Origin of the sequence: Kosakonia sp. CCTCC M2018092, from assembly GCF_003864115.1 — a bacterium.
In the GTDB taxonomy this organism is placed as follows: domain Bacteria; phylum Pseudomonadota; class Gammaproteobacteria; order Enterobacterales; family Enterobacteriaceae; genus Kosakonia; species Kosakonia cowanii.
In genome coordinates this window covers 3,012,847-3,029,071 of the sequence record NZ_CP034225.1, presented here as the reverse complement: position 1 = coordinate 3,029,071, position 16,225 = coordinate 3,012,847, and the positions used below count along the sequence as shown (strand labels likewise).

The 16,225-nt window shown below is 54.3% G+C and carries 14 protein-coding genes; 9 read left to right on the top strand and 5 right to left on the bottom strand.

Features of this window, described 5'->3' with window-relative positions; translation table 11 throughout:
* Positions 1-202 precede the first annotated feature (202 nt).
* Together pyrD and zapC are read left to right on the top strand one after the other, a co-directional pair.
* Positions 203-1,213 carry a quinone-dependent dihydroorotate dehydrogenase gene (gene pyrD, locus EH164_RS14480; protein WP_023481354.1) on the top strand — a complete coding sequence of 337 codons (1,011 nt, stop codon included), beginning with the start codon at positions 203-205 and terminating at the stop codon, positions 1,211-1,213.
* A 167-nt stretch (positions 1,214-1,380) separates the two neighbouring features.
* Positions 1,381-1,923 (top strand): cell division protein ZapC, encoded by a 543-nt coding sequence (gene zapC, locus EH164_RS14475; RefSeq protein WP_124968831.1) that lies wholly within the window; start codon positions 1,381-1,383, stop codon positions 1,921-1,923.
* On the opposite strand, the gene EH164_RS14470 is transcribed toward zapC, so the two are convergent.
* The gene (locus EH164_RS14470; protein ID WP_124968829.1) at positions 1,920-3,029 is read right to left on the bottom strand and encodes a YcbX family protein; all 1,110 of its coding nucleotides are present in this window, start codon (positions 3,027-3,029) and stop codon (positions 1,920-1,922) included. The genes zapC and EH164_RS14470 overlap by 4 nt on opposite strands.
* Positions 3,030-3,129: 100 nt before the next feature.
* Here EH164_RS14470 and rlmKL point away from each other — a divergent pair, with 100 nt between their 5' ends.
* The 6 genes from rlmKL to rmf all read left to right on the top strand — a co-directional run bounded on the left by rlmKL (position 3,130) and on the right by rmf (position 11,063).
* A complete protein-coding gene (gene rlmKL / locus EH164_RS14465) occupies positions 3,130-5,238 on the top strand; it encodes a bifunctional 23S rRNA (guanine(2069)-N(7))-methyltransferase RlmK/23S rRNA (guanine(2445)-N(2))-methyltransferase RlmL (RefSeq protein WP_124968827.1) in 2,109 nt (702 codons plus the stop codon).
* Positions 5,239-5,250: 12 nt separating this feature from the next.
* On the top strand, positions 5,251-7,158 hold the full coding sequence (locus EH164_RS14460; RefSeq protein WP_124968825.1) for an ABC transporter ATP-binding protein: 1,908 nt from the start codon (positions 5,251-5,253) through the stop codon (positions 7,156-7,158).
* 11 nt (positions 7,159-7,169) lie between these two features.
* Complete coding sequence (pqiA, locus tag EH164_RS14455) at positions 7,170-8,441, top strand: membrane integrity-associated transporter subunit PqiA (RefSeq protein WP_023481363.1); 1,272 nt, start codon at positions 7,170-7,172, stop codon at positions 8,439-8,441.
* Complete coding sequence (gene pqiB, locus EH164_RS14450) at positions 8,431-10,071, top strand: intermembrane transport protein PqiB (protein ID WP_124968823.1); 1,641 nt, start codon at positions 8,431-8,433, stop codon at positions 10,069-10,071. Before pqiA ends, pqiB begins: the two co-directional genes overlap by 11 nt.
* The gene (gene pqiC, locus EH164_RS14445) at positions 10,068-10,640 is read left to right on the top strand and encodes a membrane integrity-associated transporter subunit PqiC (RefSeq protein ID WP_124968821.1); all 573 of its coding nucleotides are present in this window, start codon (positions 10,068-10,070) and stop codon (positions 10,638-10,640) included. Before pqiB ends, pqiC begins: the two co-directional genes overlap by 4 nt.
* 255 nt (positions 10,641-10,895) lie before the next feature.
* Positions 10,896-11,063 carry a ribosome modulation factor gene (rmf, locus tag EH164_RS14435; protein ID WP_023481470.1) on the top strand — a complete coding sequence of 56 codons (168 nt, stop codon included), beginning with the start codon at positions 10,896-10,898 and terminating at the stop codon, positions 11,061-11,063.
* A gap of 69 nt (positions 11,064-11,132) precedes the next feature.
* Here rmf and fabA read toward each other — a convergent pair whose 3' ends face one another.
* Positions 11,133-11,651: a bifunctional 3-hydroxydecanoyl-ACP dehydratase/trans-2-decenoyl-ACP isomerase gene (gene fabA, locus EH164_RS14430; RefSeq protein ID WP_023481591.1), complete on the bottom strand. Its 519-nt coding sequence runs from the start codon at positions 11,649-11,651 to the stop codon at positions 11,133-11,135.
* An 84-nt stretch (positions 11,652-11,735) separates the two neighbouring features.
* Positions 11,736-13,481 carry a Lon protease family protein gene (locus EH164_RS14425; protein WP_124968819.1) on the bottom strand — a complete coding sequence of 582 codons (1,746 nt, stop codon included), beginning with the start codon at positions 13,479-13,481 and terminating at the stop codon, positions 11,736-11,738.
* Between the two features lie 182 nt (positions 13,482-13,663).
* On the opposite strand from EH164_RS14425, the gene matP reads away from it, so the two are divergent.
* Complete coding sequence (gene matP / locus EH164_RS14420) at positions 13,664-14,116, top strand: macrodomain Ter protein MatP (protein ID WP_023481810.1); 453 nt, start codon at positions 13,664-13,666, stop codon at positions 14,114-14,116.
* Between the two features lie 86 nt (positions 14,117-14,202).
* Here the strand turns inward: matP and ompA are convergent, their stop codons facing one another.
* Both ompA and sulA read right to left on the bottom strand, forming a co-directional pair.
* On the bottom strand, positions 14,203-15,252 hold the full coding sequence (gene ompA / locus EH164_RS14415) for a porin OmpA (RefSeq protein ID WP_023481315.1): 1,050 nt from the start codon (positions 15,250-15,252) through the stop codon (positions 14,203-14,205).
* Between the two features lie 367 nt (positions 15,253-15,619).
* Positions 15,620-16,129, bottom strand: coding sequence for an SOS-induced cell division inhibitor SulA (gene sulA, locus EH164_RS14405; protein WP_023481514.1), 510 nt, complete (start codon positions 16,127-16,129; stop codon positions 15,620-15,622).
* Between the last annotated feature and the right edge of the window lie 96 nt (positions 16,130-16,225).

The following is a 16,225-nucleotide window of genomic DNA, read 5'->3' as shown; positions in this document are numbered from 1 at the left end:
AATTTCAGGCAGTGTGACAGAGGCGGTTTATTCCCCTAAATGATTTATTCGGGGAAAAGTTGCTGAAATTTGCATAAAGAGAGGGCATGAGAGGAAAACGATTGCGCGGAATGGGCTTTTTTTGCCACAGGTCAATTCCCTTTCGCTGCGCTTTCCCTGATAATACGCCCCCGGTTTGCACACCGGGAATCCAGGAGAGTTCATGTACTACCCCTTCGTTCGTAAAGCCCTTTTCCAGTTCGATCCAGAACGCGCTCATGAATTAACGTTCCAGCAGCTGCGCCGTATTACCGGCACGCCGCTGGAAGCGCTTGTCCGCCAGCGTGTACCGGCAAAACCGGTGCAGTGCATGGGACTGACCTTTAAAAACCCGCTCGGTCTTGCCGCTGGTCTGGATAAAAACGGTGAGTGCATCGATGCGCTGGGCGCGATGGGGTTTGGCTCAATTGAGATTGGCACCGTGACGCCCCGCCCGCAGCCGGGAAATGATAAGCCGAGGATCTTCCGCCTGGTGGAGGCTGAAGGGTTGATTAACCGCATGGGCTTTAACAATCTTGGCGTCGACAACCTGGTCGAGAATGTTAAAAAGGCGCATTTTGACGGCGTGCTCGGCATTAATATTGGCAAAAATAAAGATACGCCGGTGGAACAGGGAAAAGATGACTACTTGATCTGCATGGAGAAAATTTACCCCTATGCCGGTTATATCGCCATCAATATCTCTTCACCAAACACTCCAGGTTTGCGCACGCTGCAATATGGCGAAGCGCTGGATGATTTACTCAGTGCCATTAAAATTAAACAGAATGATCTGCAAGCTCGCCACCATAAATATGTTCCGGTGGCGGTGAAAATTGCGCCCGATCTTTCTGAAGAAGAGCTAATCCAGGTCGCTGACAGTTTAGTTCGCCACAATATTGATGGCGTTATTGCCACCAATACCACCCTCGACCGGGCATTGGTTCAGGGAATGAAGCACTGTGATGAAACCGGTGGTTTAAGTGGACGCCCTCTGCAATTAAAAAGTACGCAAATTATCCGACGTCTGTCACAAGAATTATCCGGGCGTTTACCGATTATTGGCGTCGGTGGAATCGACTCGGTGATCGCCGCGCGCGAGAAGATGGAAGCGGGCGCTTCGCTGGTGCAAATTTATTCTGGTTTTATTTTTAAAGGCCCACCGCTGGTAAAAGAGATCGTCACTCACCTCTGATCTTTTTCCCCTCCTGCGCAACCAGGGCTTTATTTCCGGCCCTGGTTGTTTTATATTCCGTCACTGTTGCTAATTTAAACATTTCAGTCTTCAATTATTAAGTTAATAAGCGAGGCGGCACAACGGATGAAAAAACAACAGGATGTTTAGGGGGAAAGGGGGAAACAATGCGAATTAAACCTGACGATAATTGGCGCTGGTATTTTGATGAAGAGCACGATCGTATGATGCTCGATTTAGCCAATGGCATGTTATTTCGCTCCCGATTTGCCCGTAAAATGCTGACGCCTGATGCCTTTTCCCCGTCTGGTTTTTGTGTTGATGACGCTGCGCTTTATTTCTCCTTCGATGAAAAATGCCGCGATTTAGAATTATCTAATGAGCAACGCGCCGAGCTGGTGCTCAATGCGCTGGTGGCAATCCGCTTTCTTAAACCGCAAATGCCGAAAAGCTGGCACTTTATGAGCCACAACTCCCCGTGGACGCCCGCCACTGGCGACGGAGCCTGCGTCTGGTTAAGCGATACGCAGGAGTGCGTGAATTTGCTGGTGGTTGAGCCGGGAGAGAATGCGACGCTCTGCCTGCTGGCGCAGCCCGGCGTGGTGATTGCCGGGCGCACGATGCAGCTGGGCGATGCGATAAAAATCATGAACGATCGCCTGAAGCCGCAGCTTAATGCCGCGAGCCTCGCTTTCGAACAGGCGGTTTAAGACTCCAGCCGCAGCGATGTTTTCGGTACGCAGCTGCAACTGAGGATAGTGCCATCCTCACCCAGCGCTGACTGTTTCAGCGCGCTCACTTCCCCTTCGACTAAACGTATCCGGCAACAGCCGCAGATGCCTGCGCGACACGAGTAGGGCACGCGGATCCCCTGGTTTTCCAGCTGCTCCAGCAGCACCTGCTGATTGTTACCGCGAAAGGTCTGACCCTGCCACTCAATATCCACCGTGCCTGCGGGCTGCACGTCCGGCTCAAGCGATTCAACGACGGCACCCGCACCGTAAACTTTGGCCGGGCCAGTAGCCAGCACCGCAACCTCATCGCCGGTACGAATCACGCCGCTGTTGCGGGCAATTAAATTCTGACCGAAATCGACGTCGCCATTATCCTGCGCCGTGCGGAATTTTTGCAGCGTGGCGAGCGGCTCACCCGCAGGGTGCTTCTGGCCGCGCTCAGGGCTGACGGTGGTAAAGATGCAGCGGCTGCACGGTTTAACCACGTCAAACACCACGTCGCCAATACGCACCACTTTCCAGCTATCCTCCTCCCACGCCTGCGCGCCGGTCACCACCAGATTGGGGCGAAACTGCTCCATCTGCACGCTGGCAGGGCACCGTTTTTGCAGATCGCGCAGCGAGGCTTCATTGGTTAACAGATAGGGAAAGCCATCGGCAAAGGAGAGGGGAACCTCTTCGTGGCGCTTTACACGACGGGTCGGATTTGTGCCCATCCAGCGCAGCTGCACCTCGCGGTCGAAAAAGCCGCTCAGCCACTGGTTGATGGCCGCAGGGGCAATCAGCGCCGTGAAATGATTGCCCCACACCTCAGTTGGCGCGGCGTCAGGGGCAAAATCGGCAAAGCGGATCACCGCGCTACTGCCGTCGGGCGCGGTCAGATGCAGACCATCCGTTAAAGGCGAGGGCAGAAAACGCACCATCTGCGGAAACTGACGCGCAGTAATAAAGGTGCCATCAGGTTGCGTGACCATAAAAACCCGGTCAAACGCGAGGCCGCTGGCATCGGCGAGGGCATGCGTCAGGCCAATACCGCGCATGGATTTCACCGGATGGATATAAAGACGTGAAAGGGTAGGCACGTCTTCCTCCCTGTTAGACGAAAATAAGCCCTCAACTTTATGACATGAGGGCGAGATTAGCTATAATGCGCAACAATTTTCGTAGAGTGTAAGTGACATTATGATTTCTCTGTTTGCCAGTACGGCCCGTGGGCTGGAAGAGCTGTTAAAAACTGAACTTGAAAAACTCGGCGCCGTGGAGTGCCGCGTCGTTCAGGGTGGTGTCCATTTTGAAGGCGACACGCGGCTCCTGTACCAAAGCCTGATGTGGAGCCGCCTGGCCTCGCGCATTATGATGCCGCTGGGAGAGTGCAAGGTTTACAGCGACCTTGATCTCTATCTCGGCGTGCAGGCGATCAACTGGACAGAGATTTTCAACCCGGGCGCAACCTTTGCCGTGCACTTCAGCGGGCTGAACGACGAGATCCGCAACAGCCAGTACGGCGCGCTGAAAGTGAAAGATGCGATTGTCGACAGCTTTACGCGCAAGAACCTGCCGCGCCCGAACGTCGAGCGTGAAATGCCGGATCTGCGCATTAACGTCTGGCTGAACCAGGAAACGGCACATATCTCTCTCGATCTGAGCGGCGAAGGCCTGCACCTGCGCGGCTACCGCGATCGTACCGGCATCGCGCCTATCAAAGAGAACCTGGCCGCAGCCATTGTGATGCGCTCCGGCTGGCAGCCGGGCACGCCGCTGCTCGATCCGATGTGCGGCTCCGGCACGCTGCTGATTGAAGCTGCCATGGCGGCAACCGATCGCGCGCCTGGCCTGCACCGCGGTCACTGGGGTTTTAGCGGCTGGGCGCAGCATGACGATGCCATCTGGGGTGAAGTGAAAGCCGAGGCGCAAAACCGCGCACGCCAGGGGCTGGCGGCGTATGAATCCCGTTTTTATGGCTCCGACAGCGATGCCCGCGTCATTGAGAATGCCCGTAAAAACGCCCGTCGTGCGGGGATTGGCGAGCTGATCACCTTTGAAGCCAAAGATGTCGCGCAGCTCAGCAACCCGATGCCGCAAGGCCCGTATGGCACCGTTATCAGTAACCCGCCTTACGGCGAGCGCCTCGAGAGCGAACCGGCGCTGATTGCCCTGCACAGCCTGCTGGGCCGTCTGCTGAAGGCGCAGTTTGGCGGCTGGAACCTGTCGCTGTTTAGCGCCTCGGTCGATCTGCTCAACTGCCTGCAGCTGCGCGCCGATCGTCAGTTCAAAGCCAAAAATGGCCCGCTCGACTGCGTGCAGAAAAACTACCATCTGGCGGAAAAAACTGGCGAAGCGAAATTGCCAGCGATGGCGGAAGATTACGCTAACCGCCTGCGTAAAAATGTTAAGAAGCTGGAGAAGTGGGCGCGTCAGGAGGGGATTGAGTGTTATCGCCTGTATGATGCCGATCTGCCGGACTACAACGTTGCCGTTGACCGCTATGCTGACTGGGTGGTGGTGCAGGAGTACGCCGCGCCGAAAACCATTGATGCACAAAAAGCGCGTCAACGCCTGTTCGATATTATTGCCGCCACCATTCACGTGCTCGGTATTGCGCCTAACAAGCTGGTGCTGAAAACCCGTGAGCGTCAGAAGGGCAATAATCAATATCAGAAGATGAATGAGAAGGGCGACTTTATTGAGGTGAGCGAATATAACGCGCGCCTGTGGGTCAACCTGACGGATTATCTGGATACCGGCCTGTTCCTCGATCACCGTATTGCCCGCCGCATGCTGGGCCAGATGAGCAAAGGCAAAGATTTCCTTAACCTCTTCGCCTACACCGGCAGCGCCAGCGTTCATGCGGGCCTCGGCGGCGCACGCTCCACCACCACTGTGGATATGTCCCGCACCTATCTCGAGTGGGCTGAGCGTAACCTGCGCCTTAATGGCTTAAGCGGTCGCGCGCATCGCCTGATCCAGGCCGATTGCCTCGGCTGGCTGCAGGAGACCGATGAGCAGTTCGATCTCATCTTTATCGATCCGCCCACCTTCTCCAACTCCAAGCGCATGGAAGAGTCTTTTGATGTGCAACGCGACCATATGCGCCTGATGGAAGACCTGAAGCGTCTGATGCGCAAAGGGGGCACCATTATGTTCTCCAATAACAAACGCGGTTTCCGTATGGATCTCGACGGGCTGGCGAAGCTGGGGCTTAAAGCACAAGAAATTACCCAAAAAACGCAGTCGCAGGATTTTGCCCGCAACCGTCAAATCCACAACTGCTGGCTGATTACCGCAGCCTGAGAGGATAAATAGATGTCATTAATTAGTATGCACGGCGCGTGGCTCTCATTCAGCGACGCACCGCTTCTCGATAATGCGGAACTGCATATCGAAGAGAATGAGCGCGTCTGTCTGGTTGGCCGTAACGGCGCAGGCAAATCGACGCTGATGAAGATCCTCAACCGGGAAGTGAATCTCGATGATGGTCGCATTGTGTATGAACAGGATTTAGTTGTTGCACGTTTGCAGCAGGATCCGCCGCGCAATGTCAGCGGCAGCGTCTACGATTTCGTTGCCGAAGGTATCGAAGAGCAGGCAGAGTATCTCAAGCGTTACCACGAGGTCTCTCACCTGGTGATGACCGATCCGAGCGACAGAAACCTCGCCGAGCTGGCGCGCGTGCAGGAGATGCTGGATCACCACGGTCTGTGGCAGCTGGAGAACCGTATTAATGAAGTGCTGGCGCAGCTCGGCCTGACGGCTGATATGTCGCTCTCGGCGCTCTCCGGCGGCTGGCTGCGTAAAGCGGCGCTGGGGCGCGCGCTGGTCAGCGGGCCGCGCGTGCTGTTGCTGGATGAGCCAACCAACCACCTCGATATTGAAACCATCGACTGGCTGGAAGGGTTCCTGAAATCGTTTGGCGGCACCATTATCTTTATTTCCCATGACCGTTCGTTTATCCGCAATATGGCGACGCGCATTGTCGATCTCGATCGCGGCAAGCTGGTCTCCTATCCGGGCAATTACGACCAGTATCTGCTGGAGAAAGAGGAAGCGCTGCGCGTAGAGGATCTGCAAAACGCCGAATTCGATCGCAAGCTGGCGCAGGAAGAGGTGTGGATCCGCCAGGGCATTAAGGCGCGTCGTACCCGTAACGAAGGGCGCGTGCGCGCACTGAAAGCGATGCGCCGCGAGCGCAGCGAACGCCGTGAGGTGATGGGCAGCGCAAAAATGCAGGTCGAAGAGGCATCCCGCTCCGGCAAGATCGTCTTCGAACTGGAGCATGTTAATTACGGCATCGATGGTAAAGCGCTGGTGCGCGACTTCTCTACCCAGGTGCAGCGCGGCGACAAAATTGCGCTGATTGGCCCCAACGGCTGCGGTAAAACGACCCTGCTGAAGCTGATGCTTGAACAGCTGCAAGCCGATAGCGGCCGCGTTCACATTGGTACCAAGCTTGAAGTGGCCTACTTCGACCAGCATCGTGCTGAGCTGGATCCCGACAGAACCGTGATGGACAACCTGGCGGAAGGCAAACAGGAAGTGATGGTCAACGGCAAGCCGCGCCATATCCTTGGCTACCTGCAGGACTTCCTGTTCCATCCGAAGCGGGCAATGACGCCGGTGCGCGCGCTGTCAGGCGGGGAGCGTAACCGCCTGTTGCTGGCGCGTTTGTTCCTGAAACCCAGCAACTTGCTGATTCTCGATGAACCGACCAACGACCTGGACGTGGAAACCCTCGAACTGCTGGAGGAGCTGATTGATAGCTACCAGGGCACGGTTCTGCTGGTGAGCCATGACCGTCAGTTTGTTGATAACACCGTGACCGAATGCTGGATCTTCGAAGGCGAAGGACGCATTGGTCAGTATGTTGGCGGCTATCATGATGCGCGCGGCCAGCAGGCTGCCTCGCAGGCGTTTAAACACGCTGCGGTGCAGAAAAGTGCCGAGGCGCCTGCCGCCAAAGCAGAAACTGTTAAACGCAGCGCCAACAAATTAAGCTATAACCTGCAGCGTGAGCTGGAACAGCTGCCGCAAAAGCTGGAACAGCTGGAAGCCGAGCTGGAAACCTTGCAGGCGCAGGTGGCCGATGCGAGTTTCTTCAGCCAGCCGCACGACCATACGCAAAAAGTCCTTGCTGATATGGCATCAGCCGAGCAGGCACTGGAAGCGGCGTTTGAACGCTGGGAGTATCTGGAGGCGCTGAAAAACGGCGCATAGAGGAAAGCGGTATGTGTGAACACCACCACCATGGCACGCGCCACATTCTCTGCTCGCAATGTGACATGCTGGTGGCGTTACCGACGCTGCAACATGGACACCGGGCGGCGTGCCCGCGCTGCGGCACAACTCTGACGACCGAATGGCAGGAGCCGCGGCAGCGCCCGACGGCGTACGCCCTCGTCGCTCTGTTTATGCTACTGCTCTCCAATCTTTTCCCCTTCGTCAATATGCAGGTGGCGGGCATTAGTAGCGAGGTGACGCTGCTTGAGATCCCAAGCGTCATGTTCTCAGAAGATTACGCCAGCCTCGGCACGCTCTTTCTGCTTTTCGTCCAACTGGTGCCTGCCTTCTGCCTTATTACTATCCTGCTGCTGGTAAACCGGGTACGGATGGATTTTCGCCTTAAAATCGCGCTGGCGCGGGTGCTGTTTCAACTGAAAAGCTGGGGCATGGCGGAGATTTTTCTTGCCGGCGTGCTGGTGAGCTTCGTTAAACTGATGGCCTATGGCGATATCGGCATCGGCAGCAGCTTCATTCCCTGGTGCCTCTTCTGCCTGCTGCAACTGCGCGCGTTTCAGTGCGTCGATCGCCACTGGCTGTGGGATGACATCGCGCCTGCGCCTGTACTTGAGCAACCTCTGCGCGTGGGCATCACCGGCATCCGTCAGGGGCTGCGCTCGTGTCCCTGCTGTACGGCAATAGTCCCGATGGATAATCCAGTTTGTCCGCGCTGCCATACGCGTGGTTATGCCCGGCGACGCCACAGCATTCAGTGGACGCTGGCGCTGCTTGTCACGGCGATCATGCTCTATCTGCCGGCTAATATTTTGCCGATCATGATAACGGATCTGCTGGGCGATCCGACGCCATCGACCATACTGGCGGGGGTGGTGTTGTTATGGAGCGAAGGCTCCTATCCCGTGGCGCTGGTGATTTTTATTGCCAGCATTATGGTGCCGACGCTGAAAATGATCGGTATTGCCTGGCTCTGTATTGATGCGAAGGGTTATGGCAGACGTGACAGCGAACGGATGCATTTTATTTATGAAGTGGTCGAGTTTGTTGGCCGCTGGTCAATGATCGATGTCTTTGTTATTGCGGTGCTATCTGCGTTAGTTCGCATTGGCGGGCTGATGAATATCTATCCTGCAATGGGTGCGCTAATGTTTGCGCTGGTCGTTATTATCACGATGTTTGCGGCGATGACTTTCGACCCGCGTCTCAGTTGGGATCGGGAGCCACAAACGCACCATGAGGAGTTGTCAGAGCATGGAGAATAAACAGGGCGAAGCCCAGGTGCAAAAAGTAAGGAACTGGTCACCGGTCTGGATTTTCCCGATCGTGACCGCGCTGATTGGCGCCTGGATCCTCTTTTATCACTACAGCCATCAGGGTCCGGAAGTGACGCTGATCACCACTAATGCTGAGGGCATTGTCGGCGGAAAAACGACGATTAAGAGTCGCAGCGTGGATGTCGGCGTCGTAGAGAGTACAACGCTGACCGATGATTTAACCCATGTGGAGATCAAAGCACGGCTCAACTCCGGCATGGAAAAACTGCTGCATAACGACTCGGTATTCTGGGTGGTAAAACCGCAGGTCGGTCGGGAAGGAGTTAGCGGCCTCGGAACGCTGCTCTCGGGTGCCTATATTGAACTTCAGCCGGGTACTAAAGGCAGCGTGCCCGATCAATATACCCTGCTGGATGCCCCTCCGCTGGCGCCGCCGGATGCTAAAGGCATCCGCGTGATCCTCGACAGCAACAAGGCGGGACAACTCTCCCCCGGCGATCCGGTGCTGTTCCGTGGCTATCGTGTAGGTTCGGTTGAAACCAGTAACTTTGATACGCAGAAACGGACCATGACCTACCAGCTCTTTATCAATGCGCCGAACGATCGGCTGGTGACCAGCAATGTCCGTTTCTGGAAAGATAGCGGTATCGCCGTCGATCTCACCTCTGCCGGTATGCGTGTCGAAATGGGATCGCTGGCGACGCTGTTTGGCGGCGGCGTTAGTTTTGATATCCCGGATGGGCTGGACTTAGGACAGCCGGTGGCGGAGAAGAGCGCCTTCAAACTCTATGACGATCAGCGCAGTATTCAGGATTCGCTCTATACCGACCATGTCGACTACCTGATGTTCTTTAAGGACTCGATTCGCGGCCTGCAGCCGGGTGCGCCGGTGGAGTTCCGCGGTATCCGTCTCGGAACCGTGAGCAAAGTGCCGTTCTTTAACCCGGGCATGCGCCAGGCACTGAACGATGATTACCGCATTCCGGTGCTGATCCGCATTGAGCCTGAGCGGCTGGCGAATCAGCTGGGTCAGGATGCGGATATGACTGCGCATATGAAAGAGCTGCTTAATCGTGGCCTGCGCGCATCGCTGAAGACCGGTAATATCGTCACCGGCGCGTTGTATGTCGATCTCGACTTCTACAACAATGCACCGCCGATGAAAGAGTTTACTGAGTTTGAGGGCTATCCCATCATCCCAACGATGAGTGGCGGCCTGGCGCAGATCCAGCAGCGCCTGATGGATACGCTGGATAAGATTAACAACCTGCCGCTCAATCCGATGATTCAGCAGGCAACAAACACGCTGACGGAGAGCCAGCAAACTCTTAAACGTCTGCAAACGACGCTGGATAACCTGAATAAATTGACTGCCAGCCAGTCGATGCAGCAGCTTCCGGCGGATATGCAGTCCACGCTGCGCGAGCTGAATCGCAGCATGCAGGGCTTCCAGCCGGGCTCGGCCGCCTACAACAAGATGGTGGCGGATATGCAGCGTCTGGATCAGGTGTTGCGGGAGCTTCAGCCGGTGCTGAAAACGCTGAACGATAAGAGCAATGCGCTGGTATTCGAAGCGAAAGGGAAAGACGATCCGCAGCCGAAGAGGGCGAAACAATGAGAAAGAGCGCACTGGCGATGCTTGTCCTGTTATTAGCCGCCTGCAGCAGCGGCGGTGATAACAAAAGTTACTACCAGCTACCTTCGCCGTCGGTAACCACGACGCAGTCGATGACCGGGCAAACCCAGGGCAACCGCCAGCTCTGGGTTGAGCAGGTCTCTGTGCCGGATTACCTGGCTGGGAATGGTGTGGTGTATCAAACCAGCGATGTGCAATACGTTATTGCCAATAATAATCTCTGGGCCAGCCCGCTCGATCAGCAGTTACGTAATACGCTGGTGGCGAATCTGGGCAACGTCTTACCCGGCTGGGTTGTGGCATCGCAGCCGCTGGGCAGCGAGCAGGACACGCTGAATGTGACGGTAACCGGTTTTCATGGTCGCTATGACGGGCGCGTTATTGTCAGCGGCGAATGGCTGCTTAAGCATCAGGGCAGTTTGATTAAGCGACCTTTCCATATCGAGCTGAAGCAGCAAGAAGATGGTTACGATGCGATGGTGAAAACGCTGGCTCAGGGCTGGCAGCAGGAAGCCGCCAGTATCGCAGCGGAGCTGAATCGTCTGCCATAAGTAGATTTAATGATCAAACGAGCCGCAACGGGACTTCACCTGTTGCGGCTTTTTTTGTTTTTGAGCTCAGAAACTTAGTCAAAGAAATGTGCGTTTGTTGTACAAATGAACTTTTGTCCAGGTCACATTTATGACACTGGCGTGAATTTTGCGCATTGACGACGCGGTCCATTCAGGGTATTTGTGACCTGTGGTTGCACATTAAGTGACCACTGTTTTCTTTTCCACCAGATAAAAGAATGAGGGAAACGAGGCATGAAGAGACAAAAACGCGATCGCCTGGAACGGGCACATCAACGTGGTTATCAGGCTGGTATTACGGGACGCTCTAAAGAGATGTGTCCGTACCAAACCCTGAATCAAAGGTCCGAGTGGCTTGGAGGCTGGCGACAGGCCATGGAGGACAGGGCAGTGACTGCCTGATTCTGTCTCTTTAGAAAAAGAAACCTCCGCAATGCGGAGGTTTCGCGTTTTGGCAGGGTAACGCTGCTATCAGAAAGCAGAAGTGTCCTGGAACAGACCGACCTTCAGATCGGATGCTGTGTAGATAAGACGATCGTCAACCAGCACTTCACCATCAGCCAGACCCATGATCAAACGACGGTTAACGATGCGTTTGAAATGGATGCGGTAGGTGACTTTTTTCGCTGTTGGCAGAACCTGACCGGTAAATTTCACTTCACCTACGCCAAGCGCACGGCCTTTGCCTTCACCGCCCAGCCAGCCCAGGTAGAAACCAACCAGCTGCCACATGGCATCAAGACCGAGGCAGCCCGGCATAACCGGATCGCCGATAAAGTGGCAACCGAAGAACCACAGGTCCGGATTGATATCCAGTTCAGCTTCTACGTAGCCTTTATCGAAGTTACCGCCGGTCTCAGACATTTTGACCACACGGTCCATCATCAGCATATTCGGAGCCGGTAATTGCGGGCCTTTTTCGCCAAATAGTTCGCCGCGACCAGAGGCAAGAAGATCTTCTTTTGTATAGGATTCGCGTTTATCTACCATGTTCTTAATAAGCCTTATTTGTAATTTCGCACGCAGGATAGCTAACACGTGTACGCTGAACAAGTCCGATCAGTTAACAGTGAACTAGTTTAGCCAGCGTAACGGCCAGGGAAAGCGATGGCGAGCCTCTTGTTGGGTTGCCTGCGCGATACGTTCGAGAATGATTTGCTTGAGGTTAGTTTGCCCTTCAGCGTCCCATGCCAGACCCATTAATAAGGGTAGCGCATCTGTCACATCATCCACTGCCCAGATGGAAAATTGCTTCGCCTCAATGGCATCCAGCAGTTCCTGGCGTAAACATAAATGCCGAACATTCGCTGAAGGGATGATGACCCCTTGCTCGCCGGTCAGTTCACGCTGCTGGCAGATGGCGAAAAAGCCTTCAATCTTTTCATTTAAACCGCCAACGGGCTGGCAACGGCCGAACTGATCGACAGAGCCGGTGATAGCAAGACGTTGATTAACTGGCACCTCTGCCAGCGCACTGATAAGTGCGCAGAGCTCAGCCATTGAAGCGCTGTCGCCATCCACTTCACTGTAAGACTGTTCAAAGGTGAGTGAGGCAGAGAAGGGTATTTGTTGCTCAAGATCCAGCTCTGAGATCAGAAACGCCTGCATGATCATCATGCCTTTCGCATGGATGTTCCCGCCGAGTTCTGCTTTGCGCTCAATATCATTGAATTCACCGTCACCGATATGCACAACGCAGCTGATACGCGAGGGTTCACCAAACGCGCGCGGATGGCCCGGGAATTCAATTACTGAAAGGGCGTTAACCTGACCGATACGCTCACCTTCGGTTTCGATAAGGATCTGCTCGAGCAGGATCTCATCCTGCATCCGCTCGGCAAGGAAACCCTCTCGCCACTCACGCTGAGCAAGCATCGAGGTCAGGGCATCGTTGTCAAAGGTGTCGTCAGCCGTTAATGCCGCAACTTCGCGCAGTTGGCGCGAGAGCCACAAAGGGCAGAGCGGTAATGTTTCTTGATCGCCGGTATAACGCACGGCTTCACGAATTAACGTGGCCCAGGCATCCGCCGCTGGCGTCGGTAACTGTGCGGCGCTGGCCGTTTGTTCCACCCACTGACGCCATACGCGCAGCGTGTCGCTATCTGTAACCTGCAAGGTCTCTTCGTATTCGCTGTAAATCGCCTGGGCAGCGAGTTCCGGCTCCATCTCCTGGAACTCTGCCAGCGAGTCGCGCTCGCCGACCAGCACAACTTTCAGATCCAGCTGCATGGACGGCACCGACACCGGAAGCGGGCGCGACTCGTCAAATGACACCCAGTCGAAACGGCGCTGCGTAACCATGGTTTTCAGGCGCATCCAGAGGAGTGGCTGGGCTAAAAGAGCACGCAACGAAATCAGCAATACGCCGCCGTTTGCCTGATGAACCAGGCCTGGCTGGAGGGTGATCTCTTGATTAAACTGACGCAGACAGCCGAAAAGCTGCTCGGCTTCAACCCAGTCGGCAACCACAACAGGTTGCTTACCGACGAAATTACTCGCGGAATCTGTGGTGGGTTCGAAACGCACAGTGGAGCCAGTAATATCGTACTGCCCGCCTAAAGGGGTGTGCGTGGCAGGCAGTAGCGAGGTGAGCGTTTCACCAATAAGCGTGAGATATTCGGCTTCTTCTGGCGCTTTTGTCAGTAAAAAGCGCGAGGTTGCGCGCGGGTAGAGCAACTGCTCAAGCGCATAGTGCAATCGGGGCTGAGTATCGGCCAGTGAGAAGTCCGTTTCGCTCGCTAATGCGGACGATTCAAACACGTCCTGATAACTATCTGTATCAGGAACCAGGTCGTTCCATTCAAGTTTTGTAGTGGTCAAAGTCGTTTTTTTAGTTAGCTGTAAAAGGCGGGATTATACCGTAAACGCTGGCGCATCACACAATGATTACAACTTTCAGCCAGCCTGACCCGGCAGATCGACTCTTCCTGGTGATTTCTTCTGAGCAGAGTCTTAAAAAACTGATATTCTGGACTCAGTTACGCGGTTACGTTGAGAGAGAAATGAAATATCAACAACTGGAAAATCTCGAAAGCGGCTGGAAATGGAAGTATCTGGTTAAAAAGCACCGTGAAGGGGAGTTAATCACCCGCTATGTGGAAGCCAGCGCGGCTAAAGAGGCCGTCGATAATTTATTGACCCTCGAAAATGAGCCCGTGCGCGTTAACGCCTGGATAGAGCAGCATATTAATCCGGCGTTGATCAACCGAATGAAGCAGACTATTCGTGCGCGTCGTAAACGGCATTTCAATGCTGAGCATCAGCATACGCGTAAAAAATCAATCGACCTGGAGTTTGTTGTCTGGCAACGACTGGCGGGGCTGGCACAGCGCCGCGGGAAGACGCTTTCCGAAACGATTGTCCAGTTGATTGAGGATGCAGAGCATAAAGAGAAGTATGCGTCGAAAATGTCGACCATAAAGCACGACCTGCAGGCGCTGCTCGGAAAAGAGTAGTCACCGGGCTTCCTGACTCTTCCCATATCCAGACGCTACATAATAAAAAACCCCGCGCAATGGCGGGGTTTTTTCTGACGGAGAACTTAAGCCTGCGGCTGAGTTACAACGTCTTTGATACCTTTAACTTCGATCTCAACGCGACGATCCGGACCCAGGCAATCGATCAGAGCAGCGCGTGCTTTCACGTTGTCACAGGTGTTGCCGGTAACCGGGTTGGATTCACCCATGCCACGTGCGGAGATTTTGTTAGCCGGGATACCTTTAGAAACCAGGTAATCAACAACGGACTGAGCACGTTTCTCAGACAGACCCTGGTTGTAAGAGTCAGAACCGATGCGGTCGGTGAAGCCCAGAACCACTACGGAACCGTCTTTCGGATCCAGGTTGCTCAGCTGGCTGTACAGCTGATCCAGTGCCTGCTGACCTTCCGGTTTCAGGGTTGCTTTGTTGAAAGTGAACAGAACGTCAGACTTCAGAGTGAAGTGCTTGGTCTGTACTTCCGGAGCCGGAGCCGGAGTCGGAGCAACTACCGGTGCGGAATCTTCCTGCTGACCGAAACGGTAAGAAACACCCAGGCTCAGCAGACCGTTGTCCGGACGACCACCAACGGTGTTCGCGTCACCAATGTTGTTGGTCCATTGGTATTCCAGACGGGTAGCGATATCACGGGTAACTGCCCACTCAACACCACCAGCGAAGACCGGAGAAACGCCGGTATCGTGATCTTTGAAGCCCTGGTTGTTTTTAGCGTCTGCGCGCCAAACCATACCACCCAGACGGGTGTACAGATCAACGTCATCAGCAATCGGGTAACCCAGTTTAGCGGTCAGCTGAACGCCCTGAGCTTTGAATGCGCCGTTTACATCGCTGCCTTTGTACGGCATACGACCCAGCCAGTCATAGCCCATTTCAAAGCCAACGTACGGGTTAACCTGATAACCACCGAACGCACCAGCGCCTAACTGGCTCTCGTGAGTCGGGCCATTGTTAGGGATCTGGTTGTTACCAACATCGTGGAACTGAGACCAGCCCAGTTTAGCACCGGTGTACCAGGTGTTATCTTTCGGAGCGGCCTGCGCTACGGTAGCGAAGCCAGCCAGTGCCACTGCAATCGCGATAGCTGTCTTTTTCATTTTTTGCGCCTCGTTATCATCCAAAAATCGCCATGGAAATCTCGTCGAGAAGTCACGGTTAAATCCTTCACCGGGGGCATTGCTCACTGACAACTCTGCAGATATCTTTACCGATATCTTTGGCTTATGCCGAGCACCCCTGGCGATGTAAAGTCTACAACGTAGTTGGAAACTTACAAGTGTGAAGTCCGTCAGGCATATGAAAAAAAAGGCTTTGTGTACACAAAATTTAACATTTGTGCTCAAATATCGTTCATCATTGATGAGTGGCAAACCACGCCGCACAAGCTTTGCGGCTCTATTTAGCTAATAAATAGGGGATGCTGGCCGATGCGAAAAATAATCCCAGGAAAACTCCTAAATTTACTCAATGATACAAATTTGAGTGAATTTTTATCCCGGAAAGCTGTCTGGCAGCGAGGGGATTGCGACGAATTGGACGCATAACAAAGCCAATCGCATTGCCCTCTTCGGCTGCCGATGCCAGGCGGCGATGCTCATCTTCCGTCAACTCCTCAGTATGCCAGCCGATGACAACGCTGAAATTACCGGTACGTAACGCGCGGATCATGGAGTCCAGCGTGACCCCGGGAGAGAGTTGATTAATCTGCATCACTTTAGTCAACGGCAAGCCCGCAGATTGAACCCATTCACGGCTTAATTTCTGTTGCGGTGTTAACCACAGCTGCCAGCGTGACTGCTGACCAAGCTGCTGCAGCAATGGCAGCAGTAATAACTGAGTCATCATGGGCTGGTCTTCATGGTAAACCACTTCGCTAATCAGCCCGGTAGCGAGAGTAGTCGATTCGCTCTGGTTCAATGTATTAATCGCGGAAGCGGATGTTTTAGAACGATTTGCATAGCCTGAAGTGTGCATAAGCAATCCAGCCCTCTGAGTTACTGTATAAACATACAGTACCCGTACAGTGTTTAAAGATCAACCTCAATTTCTGAAAGCATCTCGCATTTTTGT

Coding starts and splice junctions, on each gene's coding strand:
- pyrD (WP_023481354.1), top strand. CDS start 203: ATGTACTACCCCTTCGTTCGTAAAGCCCTTTTCCAGTTCGATCCAGAA.
- zapC (WP_124968831.1), top strand. CDS start 1,381: ATGCGAATTAAACCTGACGATAATTGGCGCTGGTATTTTGATGAAGAG.
- rlmKL (WP_124968827.1), top strand. CDS start 3,130: ATGATTTCTCTGTTTGCCAGTACGGCCCGTGGGCTGGAAGAGCTGTTA.
- EH164_RS14460 (WP_124968825.1), top strand. CDS start 5,251: ATGTCATTAATTAGTATGCACGGCGCGTGGCTCTCATTCAGCGACGCA.
- pqiA (WP_023481363.1), top strand. CDS start 7,170: ATGTGTGAACACCACCACCATGGCACGCGCCACATTCTCTGCTCGCAA.
- pqiB (WP_124968823.1), top strand. CDS start 8,431: ATGGAGAATAAACAGGGCGAAGCCCAGGTGCAAAAAGTAAGGAACTGG.
- pqiC (WP_124968821.1), top strand. CDS start 10,068: ATGAGAAAGAGCGCACTGGCGATGCTTGTCCTGTTATTAGCCGCCTGC.
- rmf (WP_023481470.1), top strand. CDS start 10,896: ATGAAGAGACAAAAACGCGATCGCCTGGAACGGGCACATCAACGTGGT.
- fabA (WP_023481591.1), bottom strand. CDS start 11,651: ATGGTAGATAAACGCGAATCCTATACAAAAGAAGATCTTCTTGCCTCT.
- matP (WP_023481810.1), top strand. CDS start 13,664: ATGAAATATCAACAACTGGAAAATCTCGAAAGCGGCTGGAAATGGAAG.
- ompA (WP_023481315.1), bottom strand. CDS start 15,252: ATGAAAAAGACAGCTATCGCGATTGCAGTGGCACTGGCTGGCTTCGCT.
- sulA (WP_023481514.1), bottom strand. CDS start 16,129: ATGCACACTTCAGGCTATGCAAATCGTTCTAAAACATCCGCTTCCGCG.